This is a genomic window from Hydrogenophaga laconesensis, from assembly GCF_031457235.1.
Lineage (GTDB): Bacteria > Pseudomonadota > Gammaproteobacteria > Burkholderiales > Burkholderiaceae_C > Hydrogenophaga > Hydrogenophaga laconesensis.
Genome location: NZ_JAVDWE010000001.1, coordinates 131,139 through 151,717, shown reverse-complemented (window position 1 = coordinate 151,717; position 20,579 = coordinate 131,139). Strand labels below are relative to the sequence as shown.

Genomic DNA, 20,579 nt, shown 5'->3' with positions numbered 1-20,579 from the left:
CTAAGGGCCATGCCCCTTACATTCCTATGCGTTCCGTAAGAGGGGTAACGAGATGAACCGTACATGCGGTTTCATTTTTTCGGGGATGACCCCTTGCGTTTCTCCATGGCCTGAATCAGGGCACGTGCTTCGTCGCCTTCCGGAATCGGCCGTCCGCTGTCGCGCCACTGCACCGCGTCCTTGAAGCCTGCCTCTTGCGCGTGCCGGCGGAACCACAGGCCTTCGGGGTTGTGTCGCGTGATGCCGTCGAACAGCGTGGCCATCTGTTGTGTCTGCTCGAGCCCCATGGTGAGCATGACCTGGTTCACCACCATCTTGTGCATGGCCAGGTGAGAGCGTGGCACGCCGGCGATGCGCTCGGCCAGCCGCATCGTGGCGGCCTCGAGGCCGTCCAGCGGCACCGACTCGTTCGCCAGGCCCCAGGCGGCGGCCGTGCGGCCATCGATCACGTTGCCGGTGAACATCATCTGCTTGGCGCGCGCCGCACCCAGGCGGTAGGTCCACATTGCCGTGGTAGGGCAACCCCATACGCGCGTCGGCATGTAGCCGATGCGGGCGTCGTCGGCCATCACCAGCAGGTCACAGCACAGGGCGATGTCGCTGCCGCCGGCCACCGCCGCGCCATGCACCTTGGCGATGGTGGGCTTGGGGCTGCGCCACAGCGCCATGAAGTCTTCGGTGTTGCGCTTCATGAAGGCGTAGTCGTCCATCGGATTCCATGGGTGGCGTTCCTGTTGGCAGGGATGGTCGATCTCGCCTTCGCCGAACATGGAGAGGTCGTAGCCGCCGCAGAAGCCCTTGCCCGCGCCTTCGACCACGATCACGTGCACCTCGTCGTCGGCATTGGCCCACTCCACGGCGGCACGAATCTCCCGCGGCGTGTCGTCGTTGATGGCGTTGAGCCGCTCGGGGCGGTTGAGCAGCAGGCGGGCAATGCGGGGCTGATCCGCGTCTCTTTCGATGCGCAAGGTCTTGAAGTCGGGCATGGTTGTCTCCTGGGTTTTCCCCATGATAGGCAGCTGTTCCGAAGGCCGCAGTTGCATGCGGGACATCGGCATATGGTTGTGCACGCAACTGAATCCGCGTAAAGTTGCGCGCGCAACCATATGCCGATGTCATGCACCAGAATCTGCCATCTACCGTCCCTGTCCTGATCGCCGGAGGCGGTCCCGTAGGCCTCACGCTGTCCGCCTTGCTGGCGAAGGAAGGCATTGGCCATCTCGTCATCGAGGCGGATGACGGTTACTGCAGTGGCAGCCGCGCCATCTGCATGTCCCGGCGTTCCCTGGAAATCCTGGGCTGGGTGGGTGCGGACGTTCCCCTGGTCGAGAAGGGCCTGAGCTGGGCCGGCGGGCGCAGCCACTGGCGCGATGCCGAGGTGCTTCATTTCGAAATGCCGACCGAGCCGACGCAGCGCTTCGCGCCCATGGTGAACATCCAGCAGTTCTACGTGGAGGAATTCGCCCACCGCGCAGCGCTGTCCTTCGGCGATCTGGCCCGCGTCCACTGGAACAGTCGTCTGGTGGCGGTACGACCGCAGGCCGACGGCGTCCAGGTGCAGGTGGAGACGCCCACTGGCCGACAGACCGTGCACGCCGGCTTTCTCGTGGCCTGCGATGGCGGGCGCAGCACGGTGCGCGAACAGCTGGGCTTGCAGCTGCAGGGTACGCAGTACGAGGGCAAGTACGTGATCGTGGACGTGGTGCAGAAAACGCACCGTGCGGTGGAGCGCCTGGCCTGGTTCGATCCGCCGTCCAACCCCGGATCGACCATCCTCATGCACCGCCAGCCCGACGACGTCTGGCGCATCGACTATCAGATCCGCGACGACGAAGATCCCGTCGAGGCGGTCAAGCCCGAGAACGTTCTGCCGCGTGTGCGCAGCCATCTGGCGATGATCGGCGAGAACGAACCCTGGGAGCCCTTGTGGATTTCGATCTACAACGCCAAGTGCCTCACGTTGCCAAGCTATCGGCAGGGCCGTGTGTTCTTCGCGGGGGACGCGGCCCACCTCGTCCCCATCTTCGGTGTGCGGGGCCTGAACTCCGGTCTGGACGACGCCGGCAACCTCGCCTGGAAACTGGCGCGGGTGTTGCGAGGCCAGTCGCCTGATCGCCTGCTGGATTCCTATTCCATCGAACGCGTTCACGCCACGCGCGAGAACATCGCCTACGGTGCCAAAAGCACGGAATTCATGGCTCCCCCGAACTTCGCCTACCGCCTCATGCGCGAAGCCACCTTGCGCCTGGCGGTGAGCGACAGTCACGTGCGTCCGCTGATCAATCCGCGTCAGTCATCGCCCATCAACTACGTGGGTTCGCCGTTGAACGCCACGCAGGGCGATGGATGGACCGACCAGCGGGCTGCGCCGGGCGCGCCTGCCCCTGAGGCGCAGCTGACGGACGGGACGCAGGTATGGCACCTGAGCAGCCGCCTGGGCCAAGGCTTCGTCTGCCTGGCCTTTGGTGGTGTGGGGCCGACGCTGCAGGATCTTGGCGTTACCGTGATCGACCTGCCGCCGACGACGGACACCCTGGGGCAGGCCTGGCAGCGCTATGGCCTGAAGGGCCCTGATGAGGTCGCGCTGGTGCTCGTCCGGCCCGATGGCTACGTGATGGGCCGCTGGCACGGCCTCGACCCCGCGCCGGTGCGCGCGGCCCTCAAGACCACAGGCGTGCTGGCATGACCGACAGCGATCTTGACCAGACCTACAGCGCCGTTTGCGAGGCGCTCTCTCAGGTGGGCGAAGCGCGTGCACCGCTGTTTCTTTCCATGCTGTGCCTGTCGTTGATGAGCCGCTTCGAGCGCGCCGACCAGGTGCTTCCGCTGGTGGCCAATGCGCTGGCGCAGAGCGCGGACGGAGGACCCGATGGACGCTGAAGCCCCTTCGTTGCAGGCCTTCCTGACCTATCGCCTGCACAAGCTCAACAAGCTCACCGATCGCCATACGGGCGAGGCCTACGCCGCGATGGGGCTGGGGGTGGGCGAGGCACGTTGCCTGGCGGCCATCGGTGAATTCGCACCGCTTTCGGTGAACGACCTCGCCGCCCGAGCCCATCTGAACAAGGCCCAGGCCAGCCGCGCGGCGCAGATGCTGGTGGAGCGCGAGCTGGTGCTCAAGTCGGCCAGCGAGGTCGATGCGCGCGGTGTGGTGCTCACACCCACGCGCAGCGGGCGTGTGCTCTGGAAGCGCGTGATGCGCCTGATCGCGCAGCGCAACGCCGACATCTTTGGTTGCTTGTCCGCCAGCGAGCAGAGACAGTTGGAAACATTTTTTGACCGACTCATCGCGCATTCCCAACTCCACAGTGGCGGGGATTGAATGGCTTCGTTTATAAAAAGCCATGAAGCACACCTTGAATCCTCTGAACGATCTGGGCTACAAGGCCGACGACCTCACCGTGCAGGTCACCGAGTTGCTGGTGGCCACCGCAGACAGCTCCGACGAGCTCATCGACAAGTCCGTGTCCGACGTGCTGCGCCTCTTGCGTGAACGCATGAAGATGGATGTGGTGTTCGTCTCGGAATTCACCGAAGGCCAGCGCGTGTTCCGGCACGTCTCCACCGCGCCCGACTCCCCCGTGATCAGCGAAGGCGGCGCTGAACCGCTCGAGCGCTCCTGGTGCCAGCGCGTGGTCGACGGTCGCCTGCCGCGCTTCATCGCGGATGCCTCGAAGCAGCCGGAGACGAGGGAGCTGCTCAAGAGCGTGCCCTTTCCCATCGGCACGCACATCAGCACGCCCATCGTGCTGGAGAACGGCGACATCTACGGCACCTTGTGCTGTTTCAGCTTCCACCCGCACGACCAGCCGAACACGGAAGACCTCAAGAACCTGGAATTCACCGCCCGGCTTACCGCGCAGAAGCTCGACCGGCAACGCGTCGTGCGCAAGGCGCCCGAATCCGTGCCGGACTGGAATCTCAAGCCCAGGTAAGGCGCAGGTGCCGGGCAGTACCCCTGCGGTCCCCTGAAACAGGGGTGGGCCAGTAAAATCACAGGTTTTCCACCCACCCGCGCTCCGGGTCTGTGCACAGCCCCATGAACGCCCCCATCGACGTCTCCTTCTTCGCGCGCGCCGCCAAGCCGATCTCCAGCTACCGCCCCTACTGGGCAAAGCGGTTCGGGGTGGCGCCGTTCCTGCCGATGAGCCGCGCCGAAATGGAGCAGCTCGGCTGGGACAGCTGCGACATCATCCTGGTCACCGGCGACGCCTACGTCGACCACCCCAGCTTCGGCATGTCCGTGGTGGGCCGGGTGCTGGAGGCGCAGGGCTTCCGCGTGGGCATCATCGCGCAGCCCGACTGGACCAGCGCCGAAGCCTTCAAGGCCCTGGGCAGGCCCAACCTGTTCTGGGGCGTGACCGCCGGGAACATGGACTCCATGATCAACCGCTACACGGCGGACCGGAAAATCCGCAGCGACGACGCCTATACGCCGGGCGACGAAGGCGGCAAACGGCCTGACCGTGCGGCCATCGTCTACAGCCAGCGCTGCCGTGAGGCGTTCAAGGATGTGCCCATCGTGCTCGGTGGCATCGAAGGCAGCCTGCGCCGGATCGCGCATTACGACTACTGGAGCGACAAGGTGCGCCGCAGCGTCGTGGTCGACAGCAAATGCGACCTGCTGCTGTACGGCAATGCCGAGCGGGCATTGGTCGAGGTGGCGCACCGCATCGCGGCGCGCGAACCCATCGAGCAGATCACCGACGTGCGCGGCACCGCCTTCGTTCGCCGCCCTGGCGACCCGACGGCGGCCGGCTGGATCGAGATCGACTCCACGGAAGTGGACACCCCGGGCCGCGTGGACAGCCACATCAACCCCTACCTCACCACCAGCGAGCAAGCCCAGGCGCAGGGGCAGAGCTGCGCGAAGGAAGAGGGCGGGGCCGAAGTGGCCGAGGTCAACCCGGCGATTCAGACACTGAAGTTCTTGCCCAACCCTGCGCTGCAGGGCAAGGGGCGGCTGAAGGTGCCGCTGCGCGAGCGCAGCGTGATCCGCCTGCCCAGCTACGAACAGGTGAAGAGCGATGCCGTTCTCTACGCCCACGCCAACCGCGTGCTGCACCTGGAAACCAACCCGGGCAACGCCCGCGCGCTGGTGCAGGCGCACGGCGAAGGCGCCACCGCCCGCGACGTCTGGATCAACCCGCCGCCGATCCCGCTGACCACGGCCGAGATGGACTTCGTGTTCGACCTGCCGTATGCCCGCAGCCCTCATCCGGCGTACGCCGACGAGCACGGCCGGCACGACGGCGCGACCAAGATCCCCGCCTGGGAAATGATCCGCTTCAGCGTGAACATCATGCGCGGCTGCTTCGGCGGTTGCACCTTCTGCTCGATCACCGAGCACGAGGGCCGCATCATCCAGAGCCGATCGGAAGACTCGATCATCAAGGAGGTCGAAGACATTCGCGACAAGGTGGAAGGCTTCACCGGCGTGGTGTCCGACCTCGGCGGCCCCACGGCGAACATGTACCGCCTGGGTTGCAAGTCGCCCGAGATCGAGGCCGCCTGCCGCAAGCCCAGCTGCGTGTACCCCGGCATCTGCTCCAACCTGCACACGGACCACGGCCCGCTGATCAAGATCTACCGGCGCGCGCGGGCACTGCGCGGCATCAAGAAGATCCTGATCGGCTCGGGTCTGCGCTACGACCTCGCGGTGAAGAGCCCCGAGTACGTGAAGGAGCTGGTGCAGCACCACGTGGGTGGCTACCTCAAGATCGCGCCCGAACACACCGAGGGCGGGCCGCTCTCGAAAATGATGAAGCCCGGCATCGGCAGCTACGACCGCTTCAAGCAGCTGTTCGAGAAGTTCAGCGAAGAGGCCGGCAAGAAGCAGTACCTCATTCCGTACTTCATCGCGGCGCACCCGGGCACCAGCGACGAGGACATGATGAACCTCGCGATCTGGCTGAAGAAGAACGGTTTCCGCGCTGACCAAGTGCAGACCTTCTACCCCAGCCCCATGGCCACCGCCACGGCCATGTACCACACCAACCTGAACCCGCTCAAGGGCATTCACCGCGACGAGCGTGCCGAGCGGGTCGACATCGTGCGCGGTGAAAAGCGCCGGCGCCTGCACAAGGCCTTCTTGCGCTACCACGACCCGAACAACTGGCCGTTGCTGCGCGAAGCACTCAAGGCCATGGGCCGTGCGGACCTCATCGGCAACGGCAAGCAGCACCTCATTCCGACGTTCCAGCCGATGACGGATGGCGCCTACCAGAGCGCACGGCGCAAGAACAGCACGCCGGTGGCGAAGGGCAATGGTGCGCCCGGCAAAGGCCGTCTGCTGACACAGCACACCGGCCTGCCGCCGCGCGAGACCGGCGCGGGCAAACGCAAGCCGCGGTGAAGGTGTCGCTTCCGAAGCGACGTGCCTTGACCGGAAATGCCGCGCAACTGGCTTTGCCGGGCCGCAGGCATTGCCCCCTTGAGGGGGGACGCCGACGGTGGCGCGGTGGTCACCTCAGCATCGGCCAGACCATCCAGGCCAGCAGGGCCAGGATGTTGATCGCCACGGTGGCCCAGTAGATCAGGCGAAAGGGCTGCTTGCTGGTCTTGTGGCGAAAGATCTGCTGGGCGAACCACGCCCCCGGCCAGCCACCCAGCACCGCCAGACCATGCAGCCAGTCTTCGGGCGTGCGCTGCGTTTCGTTGACGGCCGCTTCCTTGTCGCGCCAGTACATGTAGAACGTGATCAGGTTGAGCAGGACCACCGCGGTCAGGATTACCCAGGGGAAGCGCCCCATGCCAATGCCGACGAGCCACAGGATCAGCCAGAAAACCATCAGGCCGAGACCGATCCAGAGGGGGCGTTCATCGCGCCGCTTCTGCCACTGCGAGCGGGAGCGCGAAGGCGCCTGTCTGCTGGTCAGCAGTTCCGGGCCTGCAGGCGGCGGCGGTGCGGCAGGCGGCGCGTTGACGATGGTGTTGCGCGCCGGCTCCACCGACAGGGCGCGCGGCCCTTTGCCGCCGACGTGGATGTCTTCGAACATCACCCTCAGCCCTTCGGTCGGCGGTGGGCCCTCGTAGTCGCGCAGATGGAAGAAGACGTCGGCGGAAATCTGCGGGCAGCGGATGAAGCCAAAGGCCTTCTTGCTGTCCCAGCGCACCACGGTGCCCTGCTTTTTCATGATCGGCGTGTCTGAATGGGTGTCCGGCCGGAAAAGCCTGTTCGGTTGTCATGCTATCCCAAATGGCGCAAAATGCGCCATCCAGGAGATTTTCCATGTCGTCTTCCAGCAGCAGCGCATTTTCCTCGGTCAAGTTGCCCGCCGGTCTTGTGCGGCAGGCGAAGGAGGCCGCTCAGCCCCAGCGCCGCTCGGTCGCCGGGCAGATCGAATACTGGGCCACGCTGGGTCGAATTGCCGAGGAAACCGGTCTTACCGTGCAGGAAGCGCGCGAAGCCATTGCCCGCTACGATGCCGCCGCCCGCCATGCCGAGGTGGCCGATCCGGTGGACGCGATCGAGGCCCGCTTCCTGGCGGCGGAGTCCAGCGGGCGCCTGGCGCAGGCGGTGCGCCAGGCTGTGCTGGACAACCGTAGCAAGGCACCCGCCGCGCGCCGCGCTGCGTGACCCGTCCCGTCTTCTATCTGCTGGCAGGGCCCAACGGCGCGGGCAAATCCACGCTGTACCGGGCTTCGCTGGAGACCGGGCTGATCCCGGCCGAAGCGCCTTTCGTCAATGCGGACCTGCACGAGGCGGCACACCTGCAGCACATCACGCAGCCCGTCAGGCGCTCGCAGATGGCGCGGCAATGGGCCGACGCGCAGCGCACGGCCTGCCTGGCGGCTGGTGAATCCTTCGTGAGCGAGACGGTGTTTTCTCACCCTTCCAAGCTGGACCTTCTGGTGGCCGCGCGAGCCGCCGGCTTCCTGGTGATCCTGCTGATCGTCTGCGTGGACGACCCCAGGCATCTGCTGGTGCGCGTGCAGCAGCGCATGCTGGAAGGCGGCCACAGCGTGCCACCCGAGCGCATCCTGGCGCGCTACCCGCGCACGCTCGCCAACCTGGCCAGGGCGATTCCGCTGGCCGATCTGGCCTTGCTGTACGACACTTCGGGCCCGCGCAACCGCGTGGTGCAGCAGCCGAGGCTGGTGGCTCGCTGCCGAGCCGGGCGCGTGCTCTGGAAGAACCCGGTGCGCTGGCCTGCCTGGGCGCGGCAACTGCTGGCCGATGTGCCCGAGGGCCCGCCCGCCAGCGCGCACTGATGCGCGAGGGTGGCAGTTACAGTGCGCCATGTCCGACGAATCGCAGATCGAAATTCCCCCGTCCTTTCTGGCGCTGTATGTGGCGCCAGGCCGCCAGAAGCCCAGCCTGCCGCGCGCCGAGCTGGCCGTGCGCTACGAGCTGTGCGAGGACCTGGCCCAGATGCTCACGGAGACTGCCCGCAACATGGAGTTCGGCCTGGGCATCGCCGAGTCCGATGTGCTCGCGCGCTGCCTGCAGGGCCTGCGGGTGGAGCCGGTGGTGGTGAGCGAGGCGGAGTCGGTGTGGGTGGTGCGCCGCCTGGCCGAACTGCTGGACTGGTCGCTTCTCGAAGGCGGGATGCCCGATGCCTGAATGCGGGGTGTCAGCGTGACGTGCCGGAGCGCAGCCACATCAGTCCGGCGAACGCGCTCAGGCCCAGCGCGCTGGATATCCACAGCGCGCCTTCGCCCCAGCGGGCCAGGCAGGCGCCGAAAACCAATGGGGCGAAGGCCTGCGCCAGGCGAGAGGGCAGCATGATGAGGCCCTGGCGGCGGCCGTAACCCACCGGGCCGAAGTACACCAGTGGCAGTGTGCCCTTGGTGATGGTCATGATGCCGTTGCCCGCGCCATGCAGGATGGCGAACAGCGGCCCGGCGACCGGGCCGAGCAGCATCCAGCAGGCCGCACCCAATGGATGCCCCAGCGAAGCCGCTCGCGCAGCGAACACGGGGTGCAGCCGGCGCAGGAGGCCGAACTCCAGCAGGCGCCCCGCCACCTGGGCGGGGCCAACCAGTGCGCCGATGGCGATGGCTCCAGCCAGGGTGGCACCGCCGGCCATCAGCAGCGTGGGCAGGTGGGTGGCCATGGCGGTGCTCACGAACCAGGTGACAGCGAACACGTAGGCGAGCACCCAGGCTGTCCACGGATGGGGTGTGTCCTGCGGCGCAGGCGGCTCGGTGCCTGCCGCCGCCACGGCGCGGATGGGCTCAGGCATGGGAGCTGCGCGGGGGAGGCTGGCGTTCAGCGGCAGGCCCAGCAGCAGGTGCAGCGCGGCCCAGCCCAGGCAGGCGCCGCGCCAGCCGAAAGTGGCTTCCATCCAGCCACTGAGCGGCCAGCCCACGGTGCTGGCAAAGCCGGCGAGCAGGGTGATGCCGGTGATGGATGCGCGGGCCTCCTGCCCCTTGAGCCGCACCAGCGCGGCGAAGGCCGCTTCGTACAGGCCGCAGCCCATGACGACGCCCAGCAACAGCCAGCCGAGCACCAGCCCTGCATGGCCTTGCGCCTGGGACAGGACCGCCAGGCCGAGTGCGGCGAGCAGACTGGATCCCGTGAGCACTGGCCGCCCGCCCCAGCGGTCGATGGCGCGGCCTGCCCAGGGACCCAGCGCCGCGGACAGCAGCATGGCGGCGGTGACCGCTCCCCACACATGGGATGCCGGCACGCCCAGGCCTTGCGCCATGGGTGCGGCCAGCAGGGCCGGCAGGTAGTAGGTGGACGCCCAGGCCAGGGTTTGCGCCGTGCCCAGGCGAAGGACCAGGGGCCAGTCACGTGCCAGGGCCATGCCAGGTTTCAGGCGATGTCGAAGTCGTGGAATCCGAAGCGACCGGTGCGACGATCGGCGAAGTAGTGTTCCAGCGTTTCCTTGACGGTGCGGAACGCAATCTCTTCCCAGGGGATCTGGTCTTCGGTGAACAGCCGCGCCTCGATGGTCTCGTGGCCGGGGTCGAAGCGGTCGCTGAGCAGGCGGGCACGGTAGTAGATGTGCAACTGGCCGACACGTGCCACGTTCATCAGGGTGAAGATGCTGCCGATCTCGAATTGCGCGCCGGCTTCCTCGCGCGTCTCGCGGGCCGCACCCTCGGCCGTGGTTTCGGCCAGTTCCATGAAGCCGGCTGGCAGCGTCCACTTGCCCCAGCGCGGTTCGATGTTGCGCTTGCAGAGCAGCACGTACTCACCGGTGTCTCCCCAGGTCGGCACGGTGCCGACCACGGTGAGCGGGTTTTCGTAGTGCACCGTATGGCAGGCCGGACAGACCGCACGGATGCGGGTGTCGCCGTCGTCGGGCAGGCGCATCTCGACGGCGGTGCCGCAGTTGCGGCAGTGTTTGATGGGCGGACGCATCGGTGCAGTGTAAGAGAGCCCACCCTGCGGCGCTTCGCGCCGCACCCTCAAGGGGGCAGCGTTGGCGGGCCGGCGGAGCCGGACCCACGACGTTCTGGATGGTGACGGTTTCTTCGGGCGAAAAAAAACCGGGCCTGTGGCCCGGCTATTTCCTGGTGAAGATCAGGCCTTCTTGCCGTGCTTGGCGATCAGGGCCTTGGCCGATTCGAGCAGCTTCTTGCCGTCGAAACCGCGCTTGTCCATGTCCTGCACCCACTCCACCTCCACCAGGCGCGCCTTGCGCTTGAATTCCTGCGCTTCGGCCGAAGGGATGGTGTAGATGGTGTTGCCTTGCTTGACGGCGGCTTCACGGCCGGGCGCGTCACCAGCCTGCTGCACCTTGCCGAGCCAGCCGGAGGTTTCCATGCCGGAATTCTTGTCGATGATGGCCTTGAGGTCGGGCGGCAGCGAGGCGTACTTGTTGCGGTTCATGCCCATCACGAAGGTGGTGGTGTAAAGCGCGCCGCCAGCGGGGTCGAACTCGCTGTGGAACTTGGTGAGTTCGTGCACCTTCACCGAAGGCACCACTTCCCAGGGGATCACACAGCCGTCGATCACGCCCTTGGAAAGCGCGTCGGGAATCTGCGGCAGCGGCATGCCCACGGGGATCGCGCCGAGGTAGCCCAGCATCTTGGTGATCTGGCGGGTCGGACCGCGAACCTTGGAGCCGCGCAGGTCTTCAGCGGTCTTGATCTGCTTGCTGCGCATATGGAACATGCCGGGGCCGTGCACCTGCAGCGCGATCGGCTGGATCTCCTTGTACTCGTCGGGTGCCATCGTGGTGATGTACTCCCAGAAGGCCTTGGAGGTGGCTTCCGCGTTGTTCATCATGAATGGCAGTTCGAACACTTCGGTGCGCGGGAAACGGCCGGGCGTGTTGCCAGGCAGCGTCCAGACGATGTCGACCACGCCGTCGCGTGCCTGGTCGAACAGCTGCACCGGCGTGCCGCCCAGCTGCATGGCAGGATAGCCTTCGAACTTGATCCGGCCACCGGATTCCTTCTCGACCTTGTCCATCCAGGCCTTGTGCATGTTGATGTACACGTTGGACTGGGGCGCCATGAAGGTGTGGAACTTGAGCGTGACGCTTTGCTGGGCGAAGCCTGTGAGTGCGGGTGCACCGAGGGCCACGGCTGCACCAGACTGGAGCAGGGTTCTGCGTTGGATCATCTTGAAAGTCTCCTGGGGTCAATGAAAAAACGGGAAAAGCATACGTCAGGCCAGGTGGTGGACGTGAGAGGTCTAACCCTCGGTCGAGACCTCTGTCACGCTCAGGCCACGCGCACAGAGATGGGTGTTAGGCCATCCACACCGCCGTGCAGCGTGTCGCCGGTCACCACCGCCGCCACGCCTTCGGGCGTGCCGGTGTAGATCAGGTCGCCGGGCTGCAGTTCCCACGCGGCGGACAGGTGCTCGATGGTCTCGGCCACGTTCCAGATCAGTTTGGCCACCGTGCTGCGCTGGCGATCCGTGCCGTTCACCTGTAGCCAGATCGGCGCCTCGTTCACGTTGCCGGCCTGATCGATCGGCGTGATGGGGCCGATGGGCGCGGACTGGTCGTACGCCTTGCCGATGCACCAGGGGCGGCCCTGCTTCTTCATGTCGTTCTGCAGGTCGCGGCGCGTCATGTCCAGGCCCACGGCATAGCCGTAGATGTGCCTGGTGGCATCCGCCGCCTTGATGTTCCTGCCACCTTTGCCGATCGCCACCACGAGTTCGATCTCGTGGTGCAGGTTCTTCGTCAGCGTGGGGTAGGGCATGTCGGCCGTCTGGCCCGCCTCGGCCACCACGAGGGCGTCGGCCGGCTTGAGAAAGAAGAAGGGCGGCTCGCGACCGGTGAAGCCCATTTCTTTCGCGTGCTCTTCGTAGTTGCGCCCCACGCAGTAGATGCGGTGCACGGGAAAACGCTCCGGGCGGCCGAGCACGGGCACGCTGACGACCGCGGGGGGAGCAAACAGATAGGGGGTGTCTTGCATGGCGGGATGAGGTCTTGGATCGGGAGACGACCAGTGTGCCACGCGCCGGCCCCGGGCCCAGGCACCGTTTCGGGGCGCTTCAGTGCTGCGAGGCAGGCAGGCGCACCTCCATGCCGTCCATCGATGGTGTAAGCCGGATCTGGCAGCACAGACGGCTCTCGGGCACGACCGGGCTGGACGCGAAATCGAGCATGTCGACTTCGTCCGGCACCGGTGCCGTCAGCATCGCGGCCCAGGGCGCACCGATCATGACGTGGCAGGTGGCGCAGGTGAGGCTGCCACCGCAGTCGGCCTCGATGCCGTGGACGTTGGCGTCCACGGCGGCTTTCATGAGACTCTGGCCGGGCTCGGCCTGGATGACCTGCTCAGAGCCGTCTGCGTTGATGAAGCGGATGGAGATCATGGTGCTTCAGGTTCTGGCGAAGTACTCGCGCCGCTCGAAGTCGGTCTTGTCCTCGGCCTGGGCGTGGCGATCGATCTCGCTCTGCTTGATGCGGTTGAAGTAGCGCACGAAGTCATCGCCCAGTGCGGAGCACAGCGCGGTGTCGGCGCGCAGCGCCTCCAGGCCTTCGCCCAGCGAGGACGGCAGCTTCTGGTTGTCGGCCGCGTAGGGCGACTCGCTGGCCTGCGGGGGCAGCGTGGCGCGCGCCAGGCCATCGAGTCCGGCGTGGATCTGCGCCGCCATGTAGAGGTAGGGGTTGGCGGCCGGCTCGCCCACGCGATTCTCGATGCGCGTGGCGTTGTCGCCAGCGGCGCCCACCACGCGCAGCATGGCACCCCGGTTGTCCTGCCCCCACAGCGCGGCCTGCGGTGCGAGCGCGTTCGGCCGGAAGCGGGCAAAGCCGTTGATGGTGGGCGTGCACAGCACGGTCATGCCGCGCGCGTGCGAGAGCAGGCCGGCGAGCCAGTGAGAGCCCACCTCGGAGAGCGTGTGCGTGGCGTCGGCACGGGTGGTGCCGGCCGCGGGCGCCTCGCGCACGCAGGCGTTGCGTCCGGTCTTCAGATCGATCAGCGACTGGTGCAGGTGCCAGCCGCTGGACATGATGTTCGGAAACGGAGGGCGGCACATGAAGGTGGCGTGGTAGCCCGCACGGCGCAGCGCCTGGCGCACGCCGTTGCGGAACAGCACCATCTGGTCGGCGGCGGTGAGGGCGTCGGTGGCGTCGAACACCGCCTCCACCTGACTCGGGCCCAGCTCGATTTCCAGCGATTGCAAAGGCAAACCCAGGGCCTGAGCGGTGCGCTGCACGATGCGCAGCGGCTCATCGCTCATGTCCACCATGGCTTCGGCCTGCAGGTTGTAGCCGGGGTGGATCATCTCCACCCGCGGAGGCAGGCCGGGCCAGGCCGCGAGTTCGGGGTCCAGCTGGGGCGTGGTGTCGGTGATGCGGTAGATGTGGAACTCGACTTCCAGCCCGGTCTTCAGGCCATAGCCCTTCTCGCCCAGCCGTGCCAGCGCGGTCTGAAGCATGCGACGCGGGTCCAGCGGCACGGGTGTGCCGTCGCCGAACCAGGGCTGGCAGCGCAGCCAGCCGGTGCGCTCCATCCAGGGCAGCACGGTGAAGCTGGCCGGGTCAGGCATGAGCATGAGGTTGGACGCGCCGGCAAAGCCGGGCAGGTCATCCGCGCCGCCGGGTTCGAACACTTTCCAGGCCGTGCGGTCCGCCGTGTCCTTGAGCATCAGCGTGCCGACCATGCCCACGCCGTCGCGCAGCGCGCGCAAGGCCGCGTGTGCCGTGAGGGTCTTGCCGCGCAGCACCCCGTGCGCATCGCACCAGCCGAATCGCACCAGTTCGATGCCGCTCGCTTCGATGAGCTTGGCCACGCGCTGGCACCCGGCCTCGCGCTCTTCAGAGTGGAGGCCGCAGCGTTGGGCAAACGACGTCATTTGGCGCCCGCCGTTTCCTCGACGGCTGACGCCTTCTTCGCACGGTCGTGCCAGGGCGCGCCCTCGCGTTTCTCGCGCACCGCGTCCTGCCACCAGTTCTCCCAGTCCTGTGCGGGGGCGATGCCGTCCACCGTGTCAGGGCCGGCGATGGCGCTGTGCTGCGCGGGGTCGGCCACGCCGGGCGCGGTGCCGCCTTGTTCAACGGCGTCAATGGCCTGCAGCAGCATGCGGCGGTTGGCCATGATCACCTTGTCCGTGGTGCCCAGGTGTTCGCGCGTGCGGTCCTGGATGGCGCCCATGCTCTCACAGGCCCACTGGTCGTGCACGTTGATGTCGTCCTCGCCCATGCCGAGGTAGGTGCGGGTCTGCTGCTCTTCGGCGTTGAAGCCCCAGTTGTTGTGACGACCCGCCTTGGGGATGTAGTCGGGCAGGGTGACGGCCTGCAGGCGCGGGGTGCGCATCGCGTCCTTGTCCACCGGGCCGGTGAAGCTGGTGAAGAAGGCGTACCAGTAGTTGTGCGTGTCGTCCACGGGCACGTGCATCTGCGTGATGGTCATGGTCTCCGACAGCGGGATCACGAAGGTCTGCGGGAACACGGCGTTGGTCACACGCACATGGGTCAACTCGTCCGTCATCGGGCGCAGCGCGGTGAGCTGCAAGCCATAAGGCTTGGGCTCGAAGGTGATGGTGGGCTGGCCGAACTCGCGCATCACGCGGGTCATGGGCCAGCGTTCGCCGCCCACGTCGCCCGCACTGGCGCCACGGAACTGTTTGCCGTAGCTGTCTTCCAGCGAGCCGTCGTTGAAGAAGCGGTGCAGGTAGGAGGCGTGGGCCGGATCGATGCCGACTTCCAGCGATTGCAGCCAGTTGCAGTGCCACAGGCCCTTGAATGCAAAGGTGTGGGTGTCGGGTGCCGTGAAGCAGTCCAGCTCGGGGAAGGGCGGCGGCGTCTGGTCTTCGGGGCCGAACCAGCCAAACAGCACGCCGCTGCGCTGCACCAGCGGGTAGCTGCGCTGCTTGATGCGGCTGCACATCTTGCTTCCGGCGGGCTCCGCCGGGGTTTCGATGCACTGGCCGGTCGTGTCGAACTTCCAGCCGTGGAAGGGGCAGCGGATGCCATCGCCTTCGTTGCGGCCATAGGCCAGGTCGGCGCCGCGGTGCGGGCAATCGCGGTCGAGCAGGCCGAACTGGCCCCGGGCATCGCGGAACAGCACGAAGTTCTGCCCCAGCACGCGCACGGCCTTGACCGGGCGCACCGCCATCTCCGGGGCCAGTGTGGGGTCGAATTCGTCCAGCAGGGCCACGGGCTGCCAGTAGCGGCGCAACAATTCGCCGCCGGGCGTGCCGGGTCCTACCTGGGTGATGCGTTGATTGAGTTCGGCTTTCATGGGGGGCTTTCCGGCAAAAAGGAGCGATAAACGGGTGGGGGTATGAAATGGTATCCCGTTTTTTGATTTCGGTGTACATTTTGTGCCATGAGCCTGCAAGATACTGTTTTGATGCAATTGCGCGACCTGATCCTGAGCGGTCAGTTCGAACCCGGCCAGCGCCTGGCCGAGCAGCAACTGGCCGAGCGCCTCGGGGCCTCGCGCACGCCCGTGCGTGCCGCGCTGGTCACGCTGGAGCAGGAGGGCCTGGTCGAGGCGAACGAGACGGGCAAATACCTGGTGCGCCAGTTCACCGCGCAGGAAGTGATCGACGCGATTTCGGTGCGCGGCCACCTCGAGGGCATGGCCGCGCGGCTGGTGGCCGAGCACGGTGTCTCGCGCCAGCTGCAGGGTCAGCTTCAGACCGTGCTCGACGAAGGCGACCGCCTGCTGGCCGACAACCCGCTCACCATCGAGAGCTACGCCGCTTACTCAGTGATGAACGACCGCTTCCATGCCCTCATCCTCGATGCCTGCGGCAACCGCGCGCTGCAGCGTGCCGTCGAGCTCAACGACAAGCTGCCGTTCGCCCCGGCCTCGGCCATGCTGCCCATGCAGGGCACGGTGGCCATGGACCGCGACTGGATGCTCTACGCCCATCGTCAGCACCACATGCTGTTCGACGCGCTGCGGCGCGGTGAAGGTGCGCGTGCACAGGCGCTGGCCGTGGAGCACACCGAGGTGGCGCAGATGAACATGCGGCTGGCGCTGGAGCGCCGCAGCGAATCCGAACAGGTGCTGCCGGGCATCCGGCTGGTGGTGGGCTGAATGTCCAGCACAAGCGTGGCGGGCCTGCAGGGCCCGCCACAACGACCCTTCCGCCATGGGGATTTGGCCCACACGTGGGGCGGGTGCGTGGGACGGTGCGCAGAATGGCGCATCGTTCACCCACCCACTGTTTTTCCGATGAACCGTCTCTTCGAACCCACCACCGCTGGCCAGATCGCCCTGTCCAACCGCGTCGTCATGGCGCCGCTCACGCGCAACCGTGCGCCGAACGCCGTGCCCACGCCGCTCATGGCCACCTACTACGAACAGCGCGCCAGCGCGGGCCTGCTGATCACCGAAGCCACCGCCATCACCCACCAGGGGCAGGGCTATGCCGACGTACCCGGCCTGTACGCGCCGGAGCAGATCGAAGGCTGGAAGCGTGTGACGGCAGCGGTTCACGCTGCGGGTGGCAAGATCGTCACCCAACTCTGGCATGTGGGCCGCGTGTCGCACACCGAGCTGCAGCCCGGCGGGGGCGCGCCAGTGGCGCCATCGGCCATCGCGGCCAAAACCAAGACCGTGCTGATCAAGGACGGCGTGCCAACCTTCGTCGATACCTCGGTGCCACGGGCGCTTGAGGCAGGCGAGTTGCCCGGTATCGTCGAGGACTACCGCAAGGCCGCACTGGCCGCCATTGAAGCGGGATTCGACGGTGTGGAGATCCATGCCGCCAACGGTTATCTCATCGATCAGTTCCTCAAGACCGGCAGCAACCACCGCACGGACGCTTATGGCGGCAGCATCGAGAACCGCGCACGCCTGCTGCTGGAGGTGGTGAAGGCGGTGACCGATGCGATCGGCGCAGCCCGGACCGGCATCCGCCTCTCCCCGGTGACGCCGGCGAACGACGTGGTCGACGCTGACCCGCAGCCACTCTTCACGTACGTGTTGCGCGAGCTGGCGCGTTTCGACCTGGCCTACGTGCACTTTATCGAGGGCGCCACAGGCGGCCCGCGCGAGATTCCGGACCGCCCGTTCGACTACGCCGCGTTGCGTGAGGCCTACCGCGCCGCCGGCGGCCGCGCCGCGTGGATGGTGAACAACGGCTATGACGCCACGCTGGCGCAGACCGCGCTGGACAAAGGTGCCGACCTCGTCGCCTTCGGCAAGACCTACATCGCCAACCCGGACCTCGTGGCGCGGCTGAAGCAGGGCGGTCCGTTCAATGCGCCTGACAAGACGACCTTCTACGGCGGTGGCGCCAAGGGCTACACCGACTATCCGACGCTCGCCACCCAGGCCTGAGGCCCCCGCCGCAGGCGTCAGCCGCCGTGGGGCGGCTGACGGAAGTTTTCCATGATGTGCTGTTCGGCGCGCGCCAGCGCGGCAGCGGCACGCGACCAGCTGTCTCGCACGGAATCGACCGCACGCCGCCAGGTGTTGCGGTCTTTTTTATGGGGCGTGGCCGCCCGATGCGGGAGGCGGGTTGGGGAGGTCTGGGTGGTGTTGTCTCGCATGCAGACGATGCTCGCCAAGGCCTTACCATCTGTAAAGTTGAATTGAATGAACACCAACTTCACAAATCCTGATGCGAAATCTGAACCTCGACCAGCTGCAGACGCTGGTGGCGATTGCCGATCTCGGCACCTTCGCTGCCGCCGCGCAGGCCTTGCACCTGGCTCCGCCGACCGTGAGTCTGCACATCAAGGAGCTGGAATCGCGCATGCAGGCCAGCCTGCTCGTGCGCGGGCGGCGCCGGGCCGATCTGACACCCGCCGGTGAAGCCCTGGTGCAGGAAGGGCGCAAGCTGCTGGCAGCGAGCGACGATCTGATCGATCTGGTGCAGCGGCGCGCCGCCGGCCGTGAAGGGATGGTCAAGGTCGGCGTGTCGGCGGGTGTGAGCACCCGGTTGCTGCCGCTGATGCTGGAGGCGCTGGCCCGGCGCAACCCGGGGGTGGACATCAAGCTGGAAGCGGTCGGCTCGGCGGAGGCCATGTTGCGGTTGAAGGCCGGCACGCTGGACGTGGCCATCGTCGCGAGCCCGCAACCCGCCATGGGCGACATCGTGCTCACACCCTGGCGGAACGATGACATGGTGGTGTTGCTGCCCGCGTCCTGGGATGCGCCCGAGCGCGTGACGCCCGACTGGCTGGCCGGCCGCCGCTGGACCTCGTTCGCGCCGGCCACGCAGATGCATGGGCTCATTGCCGCCTGGTTCGGCCAGGCTGGCCACAACCCCCGGCCGTTTCTCACCATGAGTTATCCGGGCGCGCTGAAAAGTCTGGCGGCCGCCAGCCAGAGCGCGGCCATCCTGCCGCTGGAAGAGGTGCAGGACCAACTGCGCAGCCCGGGGGTGCAGGTGCGCCACCTGGAGCCGCCGCTGACGCGCCCGATGGCGGTGGCTCATCGGCGTGCGCCGCAACCCAACCGGGCGGTGCAAAGCGTGCTCGAGGTGCTGGCCGGCTTCTCCAACTGAGGGCAGGCGGTTGCGCGAGAGCGCTCGGTTTATCCTTGCGCGCATGAAGCTCTACAACTACTTCCGCTCCTCGGCCTCGTTCCGCGTGCGCATTGCACTCGCGCTCAAGGGCATCTCCTACGACTACATACCCGTGCACATCGCACGTGGCGATCACAAGCTGCCGGCGTTCACCGACAAGGCGGTGGAAGGCCTGGTGCCCATGCTCGAACTCGATGACGGCACGCGCCTGACGCAGTCGATGGCGATCATCGAGTACCTGGACGAGCTGCACCCCAAGCCCGCGCTGCTGCCCGCCGGTGCAGTGGGCCGTGCCCGTGTGCGTGCCCTGTCCCAGATCGTGGCCTGCGAGATCCACCCGATCAACAACCTGCGCGTCCTCAAGTACCTCACCAGGGAACTCAAGGTGGAGGAGGAGCCGAAGAACGTCTGGTACCGCCACTGGGTGCGCGCTGGCCTGGAGTCTTTCGAACGCCAGCTGGAGCAGCAGCCGGCATCCACGTATTGTTTTGGCGACACACCCACCATGGCCGATTGCTGCCTGGTGCCCCAGATCTTCAACGGCCAGCGTTTCAAGACCGACTTCAGTGGTCTGCCGCGGACCATGGCGGCGTTCGAGGCCTGCATGGCGTTGCCGGCCTTCCAGCAGGCCCAGCCCTCGGCCTGTCCCGACGCGGAGGCCTGATGCAGCCGGCGTCGGACGGCCTTCTGCCCGACTGGCCGGCACCGCCGGGCGTGCGCGCACTGTTCACCACCCGCGCCGGTGGTGTGTCGTCGTCGCCGTTCGACAGCTTCAACCTCGGCGACCACGTGAAAGACGAGCCGCTGGCGGTGGCGGTCAACCGTGAACGGCTGGCGGCGTTCCTCGCGCCCGCGCGGCCCGTCTTCCTGCGGCAGGTGCACGGCACGGCGGTCGTGCGGCTCTCGCCTGATACGCCCGATGGCACCGAGGCCGATGGCTGCGTGGCTGTCGGGCCCGGCGCGGCCGCCACGATCATGGTGGCCGACTGCCTGCCCGTGCTGCTGGCCCATGCCTCGGGCACGGCCGTGGCTGCCGCCCATGCGGGGTGGCGGGGACTGGCGCATGGCGTGATCGAGGCCACCGTGCAGGCACTGGGCGATGCAGCCGGCGAGGGCGATGTGGTGGCGTGGCTGGGGCCTTGCATCGGGCCTCAGGCTTTCGAGGTCGGACCCGAGGTGTGTGCGGCTTTCGTCGGCCCCGACCCGGGCGCTGCTGCGCACTTCTGGCCCCGGGGTGACGGCAAGTTCTTGGCCGACCTGCCGGCCCTGGCGCGGCGTCGCCTGCGGGCCGTGGGCGTCACCCAGATACATGGCAATGATGGCAGCGGCGACTGGTGCACCGTCGCGCAGGACTCAAGGTTCTTTTCTCACCGGCGCGACGCTGCCCGGCTCGGCAGCACCGGGCGCATGGCCGCCTGCGTCTGGATCGTTTGACGGGGTGGTGGCCTGCGCGGCTTGCTGCGCCTGTAGCTCTGTCGCCTCGCGTGCCTTGATGGCCTTGCGCCGCAGCGGCGTGCCCATCAGGTAAACCACCAGTGCGCATGGAAGCAAACCGTAAAGAAAAAAGGTCACAATGGCTCCCAGAACAGAGCCCGTGGAGTTGGTTGCCTCGGCCACCGACATCATGAGCACCACGTACATCCAACCGATCACCACCAGATACACGACATTCCTTGCAGCCCGGACCACCGTGCCAGCCTGCTGGAAGCGGGCACGCGAACCCTGG

The 20,579-nt window shown here is 67.0% G+C and carries 24 protein-coding genes; 13 read left to right on the top strand and 11 right to left on the bottom strand.

Translation table 11 applies throughout. From position 1 onward, the window contains the following. Window positions 1-71: 71 nt before the first annotated feature. Window positions 72-1,010, bottom strand: coding sequence for a crotonase/enoyl-CoA hydratase family protein (locus tag J2X09_RS00700; RefSeq protein WP_310307012.1), 939 nt, complete (start codon window positions 1,008-1,010; stop codon window positions 72-74). A 107-nt stretch (window positions 1,011-1,117) separates the two neighbouring features. On the opposite strand from J2X09_RS00700, the gene J2X09_RS00695 reads away from it, so the two are divergent. From J2X09_RS00695 to J2X09_RS00675, 5 genes are all read left to right on the top strand, one after another. Then, entirely contained in the window at window positions 1,118-2,686 is a 1,569-nt protein-coding gene (locus J2X09_RS00695; protein ID WP_204731433.1) for an FAD-dependent monooxygenase, read from the top strand. Further along, on the top strand, window positions 2,683-2,880 hold the full coding sequence (locus tag J2X09_RS00690) for a hypothetical protein (RefSeq protein WP_204731432.1): 198 nt from the start codon (window positions 2,683-2,685) through the stop codon (window positions 2,878-2,880). The genes J2X09_RS00695 and J2X09_RS00690 overlap by 4 nt, the downstream gene beginning before the upstream one ends. Next, window positions 2,870-3,322: a MarR family winged helix-turn-helix transcriptional regulator gene (locus J2X09_RS00685; RefSeq protein WP_204731431.1), complete on the top strand. Its 453-nt coding sequence runs from the start codon at window positions 2,870-2,872 to the stop codon at window positions 3,320-3,322. Before J2X09_RS00690 ends, J2X09_RS00685 begins: the two co-directional genes overlap by 11 nt. A 22-nt stretch (window positions 3,323-3,344) precedes the next feature. Continuing rightward, window positions 3,345-3,935, top strand: a complete 591-nt coding sequence (locus tag J2X09_RS00680) for a GAF domain-containing protein (protein WP_204731430.1) — start codon at window positions 3,345-3,347, stop codon at window positions 3,933-3,935. Window positions 3,936-4,039: 104 nt separating this feature from the next. Further along, on the top strand, window positions 4,040-6,355 hold the full coding sequence (locus J2X09_RS00675) for a YgiQ family radical SAM protein (protein ID WP_204731429.1): 2,316 nt from the start codon (window positions 4,040-4,042) through the stop codon (window positions 6,353-6,355). Between the two features lie 109 nt (window positions 6,356-6,464). Here J2X09_RS00675 and J2X09_RS00670 read toward each other — a convergent pair whose 3' ends face one another. Continuing rightward, the gene (locus J2X09_RS00670) at window positions 6,465-7,136 is read right to left on the bottom strand and encodes a DUF1294 domain-containing protein (RefSeq protein WP_204731428.1); all 672 of its coding nucleotides are present in this window, start codon (window positions 7,134-7,136) and stop codon (window positions 6,465-6,467) included. A 95-nt stretch (window positions 7,137-7,231) separates the two neighbouring features. Between J2X09_RS00670 and J2X09_RS00665 the strand changes: the two genes are divergently transcribed. The 3 genes from J2X09_RS00665 to J2X09_RS00655 are packed head-to-tail and all read left to right on the top strand — an operon-like array spanning window position 7,232 to window position 8,566. Further along, window positions 7,232-7,579: a TA system antitoxin ParD family protein gene (locus J2X09_RS00665; protein ID WP_204731427.1), complete on the top strand. Its 348-nt coding sequence runs from the start codon at window positions 7,232-7,234 to the stop codon at window positions 7,577-7,579. Continuing rightward, window positions 7,576-8,214 (top strand): ATPase, encoded by a 639-nt coding sequence (locus J2X09_RS00660; RefSeq protein ID WP_204731426.1) that lies wholly within the window; start codon window positions 7,576-7,578, stop codon window positions 8,212-8,214. The genes J2X09_RS00665 and J2X09_RS00660 overlap by 4 nt, the downstream gene beginning before the upstream one ends. Window positions 8,215-8,242: 28 nt before the next feature. After that, entirely contained in the window at window positions 8,243-8,566 is a 324-nt protein-coding gene (locus J2X09_RS00655; RefSeq protein WP_204731425.1) for an ATPase with chaperone activity, read from the top strand. Between the two features lie 10 nt (window positions 8,567-8,576). Here the strand turns inward: J2X09_RS00655 and J2X09_RS00650 are convergent, their stop codons facing one another. From J2X09_RS00650 to J2X09_RS00620, 7 genes are all read right to left on the bottom strand, one after another. Further along, window positions 8,577-9,755: an MFS transporter gene (locus J2X09_RS00650; protein WP_204731424.1), complete on the bottom strand. Its 1,179-nt coding sequence runs from the start codon at window positions 9,753-9,755 to the stop codon at window positions 8,577-8,579. Between the two features lie 8 nt (window positions 9,756-9,763). Next, entirely contained in the window at window positions 9,764-10,315 is a 552-nt protein-coding gene (locus J2X09_RS00645; protein WP_204731423.1) for an NUDIX hydrolase, read from the bottom strand. Between the two features lie 162 nt (window positions 10,316-10,477). Continuing rightward, a complete protein-coding gene (locus J2X09_RS00640) occupies window positions 10,478-11,524 on the bottom strand; it encodes a TRAP transporter substrate-binding protein (protein ID WP_204731422.1) in 1,047 nt (348 codons plus the stop codon). A gap of 101 nt (window positions 11,525-11,625) precedes the next feature. Continuing rightward, the gene (locus tag J2X09_RS00635; protein ID WP_204731421.1) at window positions 11,626-12,330 is read right to left on the bottom strand and encodes a fumarylacetoacetate hydrolase family protein; all 705 of its coding nucleotides are present in this window, start codon (window positions 12,328-12,330) and stop codon (window positions 11,626-11,628) included. Between the two features lie 79 nt (window positions 12,331-12,409). Then, entirely contained in the window at window positions 12,410-12,733 is a 324-nt protein-coding gene (locus J2X09_RS00630; RefSeq protein ID WP_204731420.1) for a 2Fe-2S iron-sulfur cluster-binding protein, read from the bottom strand. A 6-nt stretch (window positions 12,734-12,739) separates the two neighbouring features. Continuing rightward, window positions 12,740-14,218: a glutamine synthetase family protein gene (locus J2X09_RS00625; protein WP_204731419.1), complete on the bottom strand. Its 1,479-nt coding sequence runs from the start codon at window positions 14,216-14,218 to the stop codon at window positions 12,740-12,742. After that, a complete protein-coding gene (locus J2X09_RS00620; RefSeq protein WP_204731418.1) occupies window positions 14,215-15,606 on the bottom strand; it encodes a Rieske 2Fe-2S domain-containing protein in 1,392 nt (463 codons plus the stop codon). The genes J2X09_RS00625 and J2X09_RS00620 overlap by 4 nt, the downstream gene beginning before the upstream one ends. Window positions 15,607-15,693: 87 nt before the next feature. Here J2X09_RS00620 and J2X09_RS00615 point away from each other — a divergent pair, with 87 nt between their 5' ends. Together J2X09_RS00615 and J2X09_RS00610 are read left to right on the top strand one after the other, a co-directional pair. Beyond that, on the top strand, window positions 15,694-16,413 hold the full coding sequence (locus J2X09_RS00615) for a GntR family transcriptional regulator (RefSeq protein ID WP_204731417.1): 720 nt from the start codon (window positions 15,694-15,696) through the stop codon (window positions 16,411-16,413). A gap of 138 nt (window positions 16,414-16,551) precedes the next feature. Further along, window positions 16,552-17,661 carry an alkene reductase gene (locus J2X09_RS00610; protein WP_204731416.1) on the top strand — a complete coding sequence of 370 codons (1,110 nt, stop codon included), beginning with the start codon at window positions 16,552-16,554 and terminating at the stop codon, window positions 17,659-17,661. Window positions 17,662-17,678: 17 nt separating this feature from the next. On the opposite strand, the gene J2X09_RS00605 is transcribed toward J2X09_RS00610, so the two are convergent. Beyond that, entirely contained in the window at window positions 17,679-17,930 is a 252-nt protein-coding gene (locus tag J2X09_RS00605) for a hypothetical protein (protein WP_204731415.1), read from the bottom strand. Window positions 17,931-17,944: 14 nt separating this feature from the next. Between J2X09_RS00605 and J2X09_RS00600 the strand changes: the two genes are divergently transcribed. The 3 genes from J2X09_RS00600 to pgeF are packed head-to-tail and all read left to right on the top strand — an operon-like array spanning window position 17,945 to window position 20,287. Beyond that, on the top strand, window positions 17,945-18,832 hold the full coding sequence (locus tag J2X09_RS00600; protein ID WP_204731414.1) for a LysR family transcriptional regulator: 888 nt from the start codon (window positions 17,945-17,947) through the stop codon (window positions 18,830-18,832). 43 nt (window positions 18,833-18,875) lie between these two features. Continuing rightward, on the top strand, window positions 18,876-19,517 hold the full coding sequence (maiA, locus tag J2X09_RS00595) for a maleylacetoacetate isomerase (RefSeq protein WP_204731413.1): 642 nt from the start codon (window positions 18,876-18,878) through the stop codon (window positions 19,515-19,517). Continuing rightward, window positions 19,517-20,287, top strand: a complete 771-nt coding sequence (pgeF, locus tag J2X09_RS00590) for a peptidoglycan editing factor PgeF (protein WP_204731412.1) — start codon at window positions 19,517-19,519, stop codon at window positions 20,285-20,287. The genes maiA and pgeF overlap by 1 nt, the downstream gene beginning before the upstream one ends. Here pgeF and J2X09_RS00585 read toward each other — a convergent pair. Beyond that, window positions 20,207-20,518 (bottom strand): hypothetical protein, encoded by a 312-nt coding sequence (locus tag J2X09_RS00585; RefSeq protein WP_204731411.1) that lies wholly within the window; start codon window positions 20,516-20,518, stop codon window positions 20,207-20,209. The genes pgeF and J2X09_RS00585 overlap by 81 nt on opposite strands. Between the last annotated feature and the right edge of the window lie 61 nt (window positions 20,519-20,579).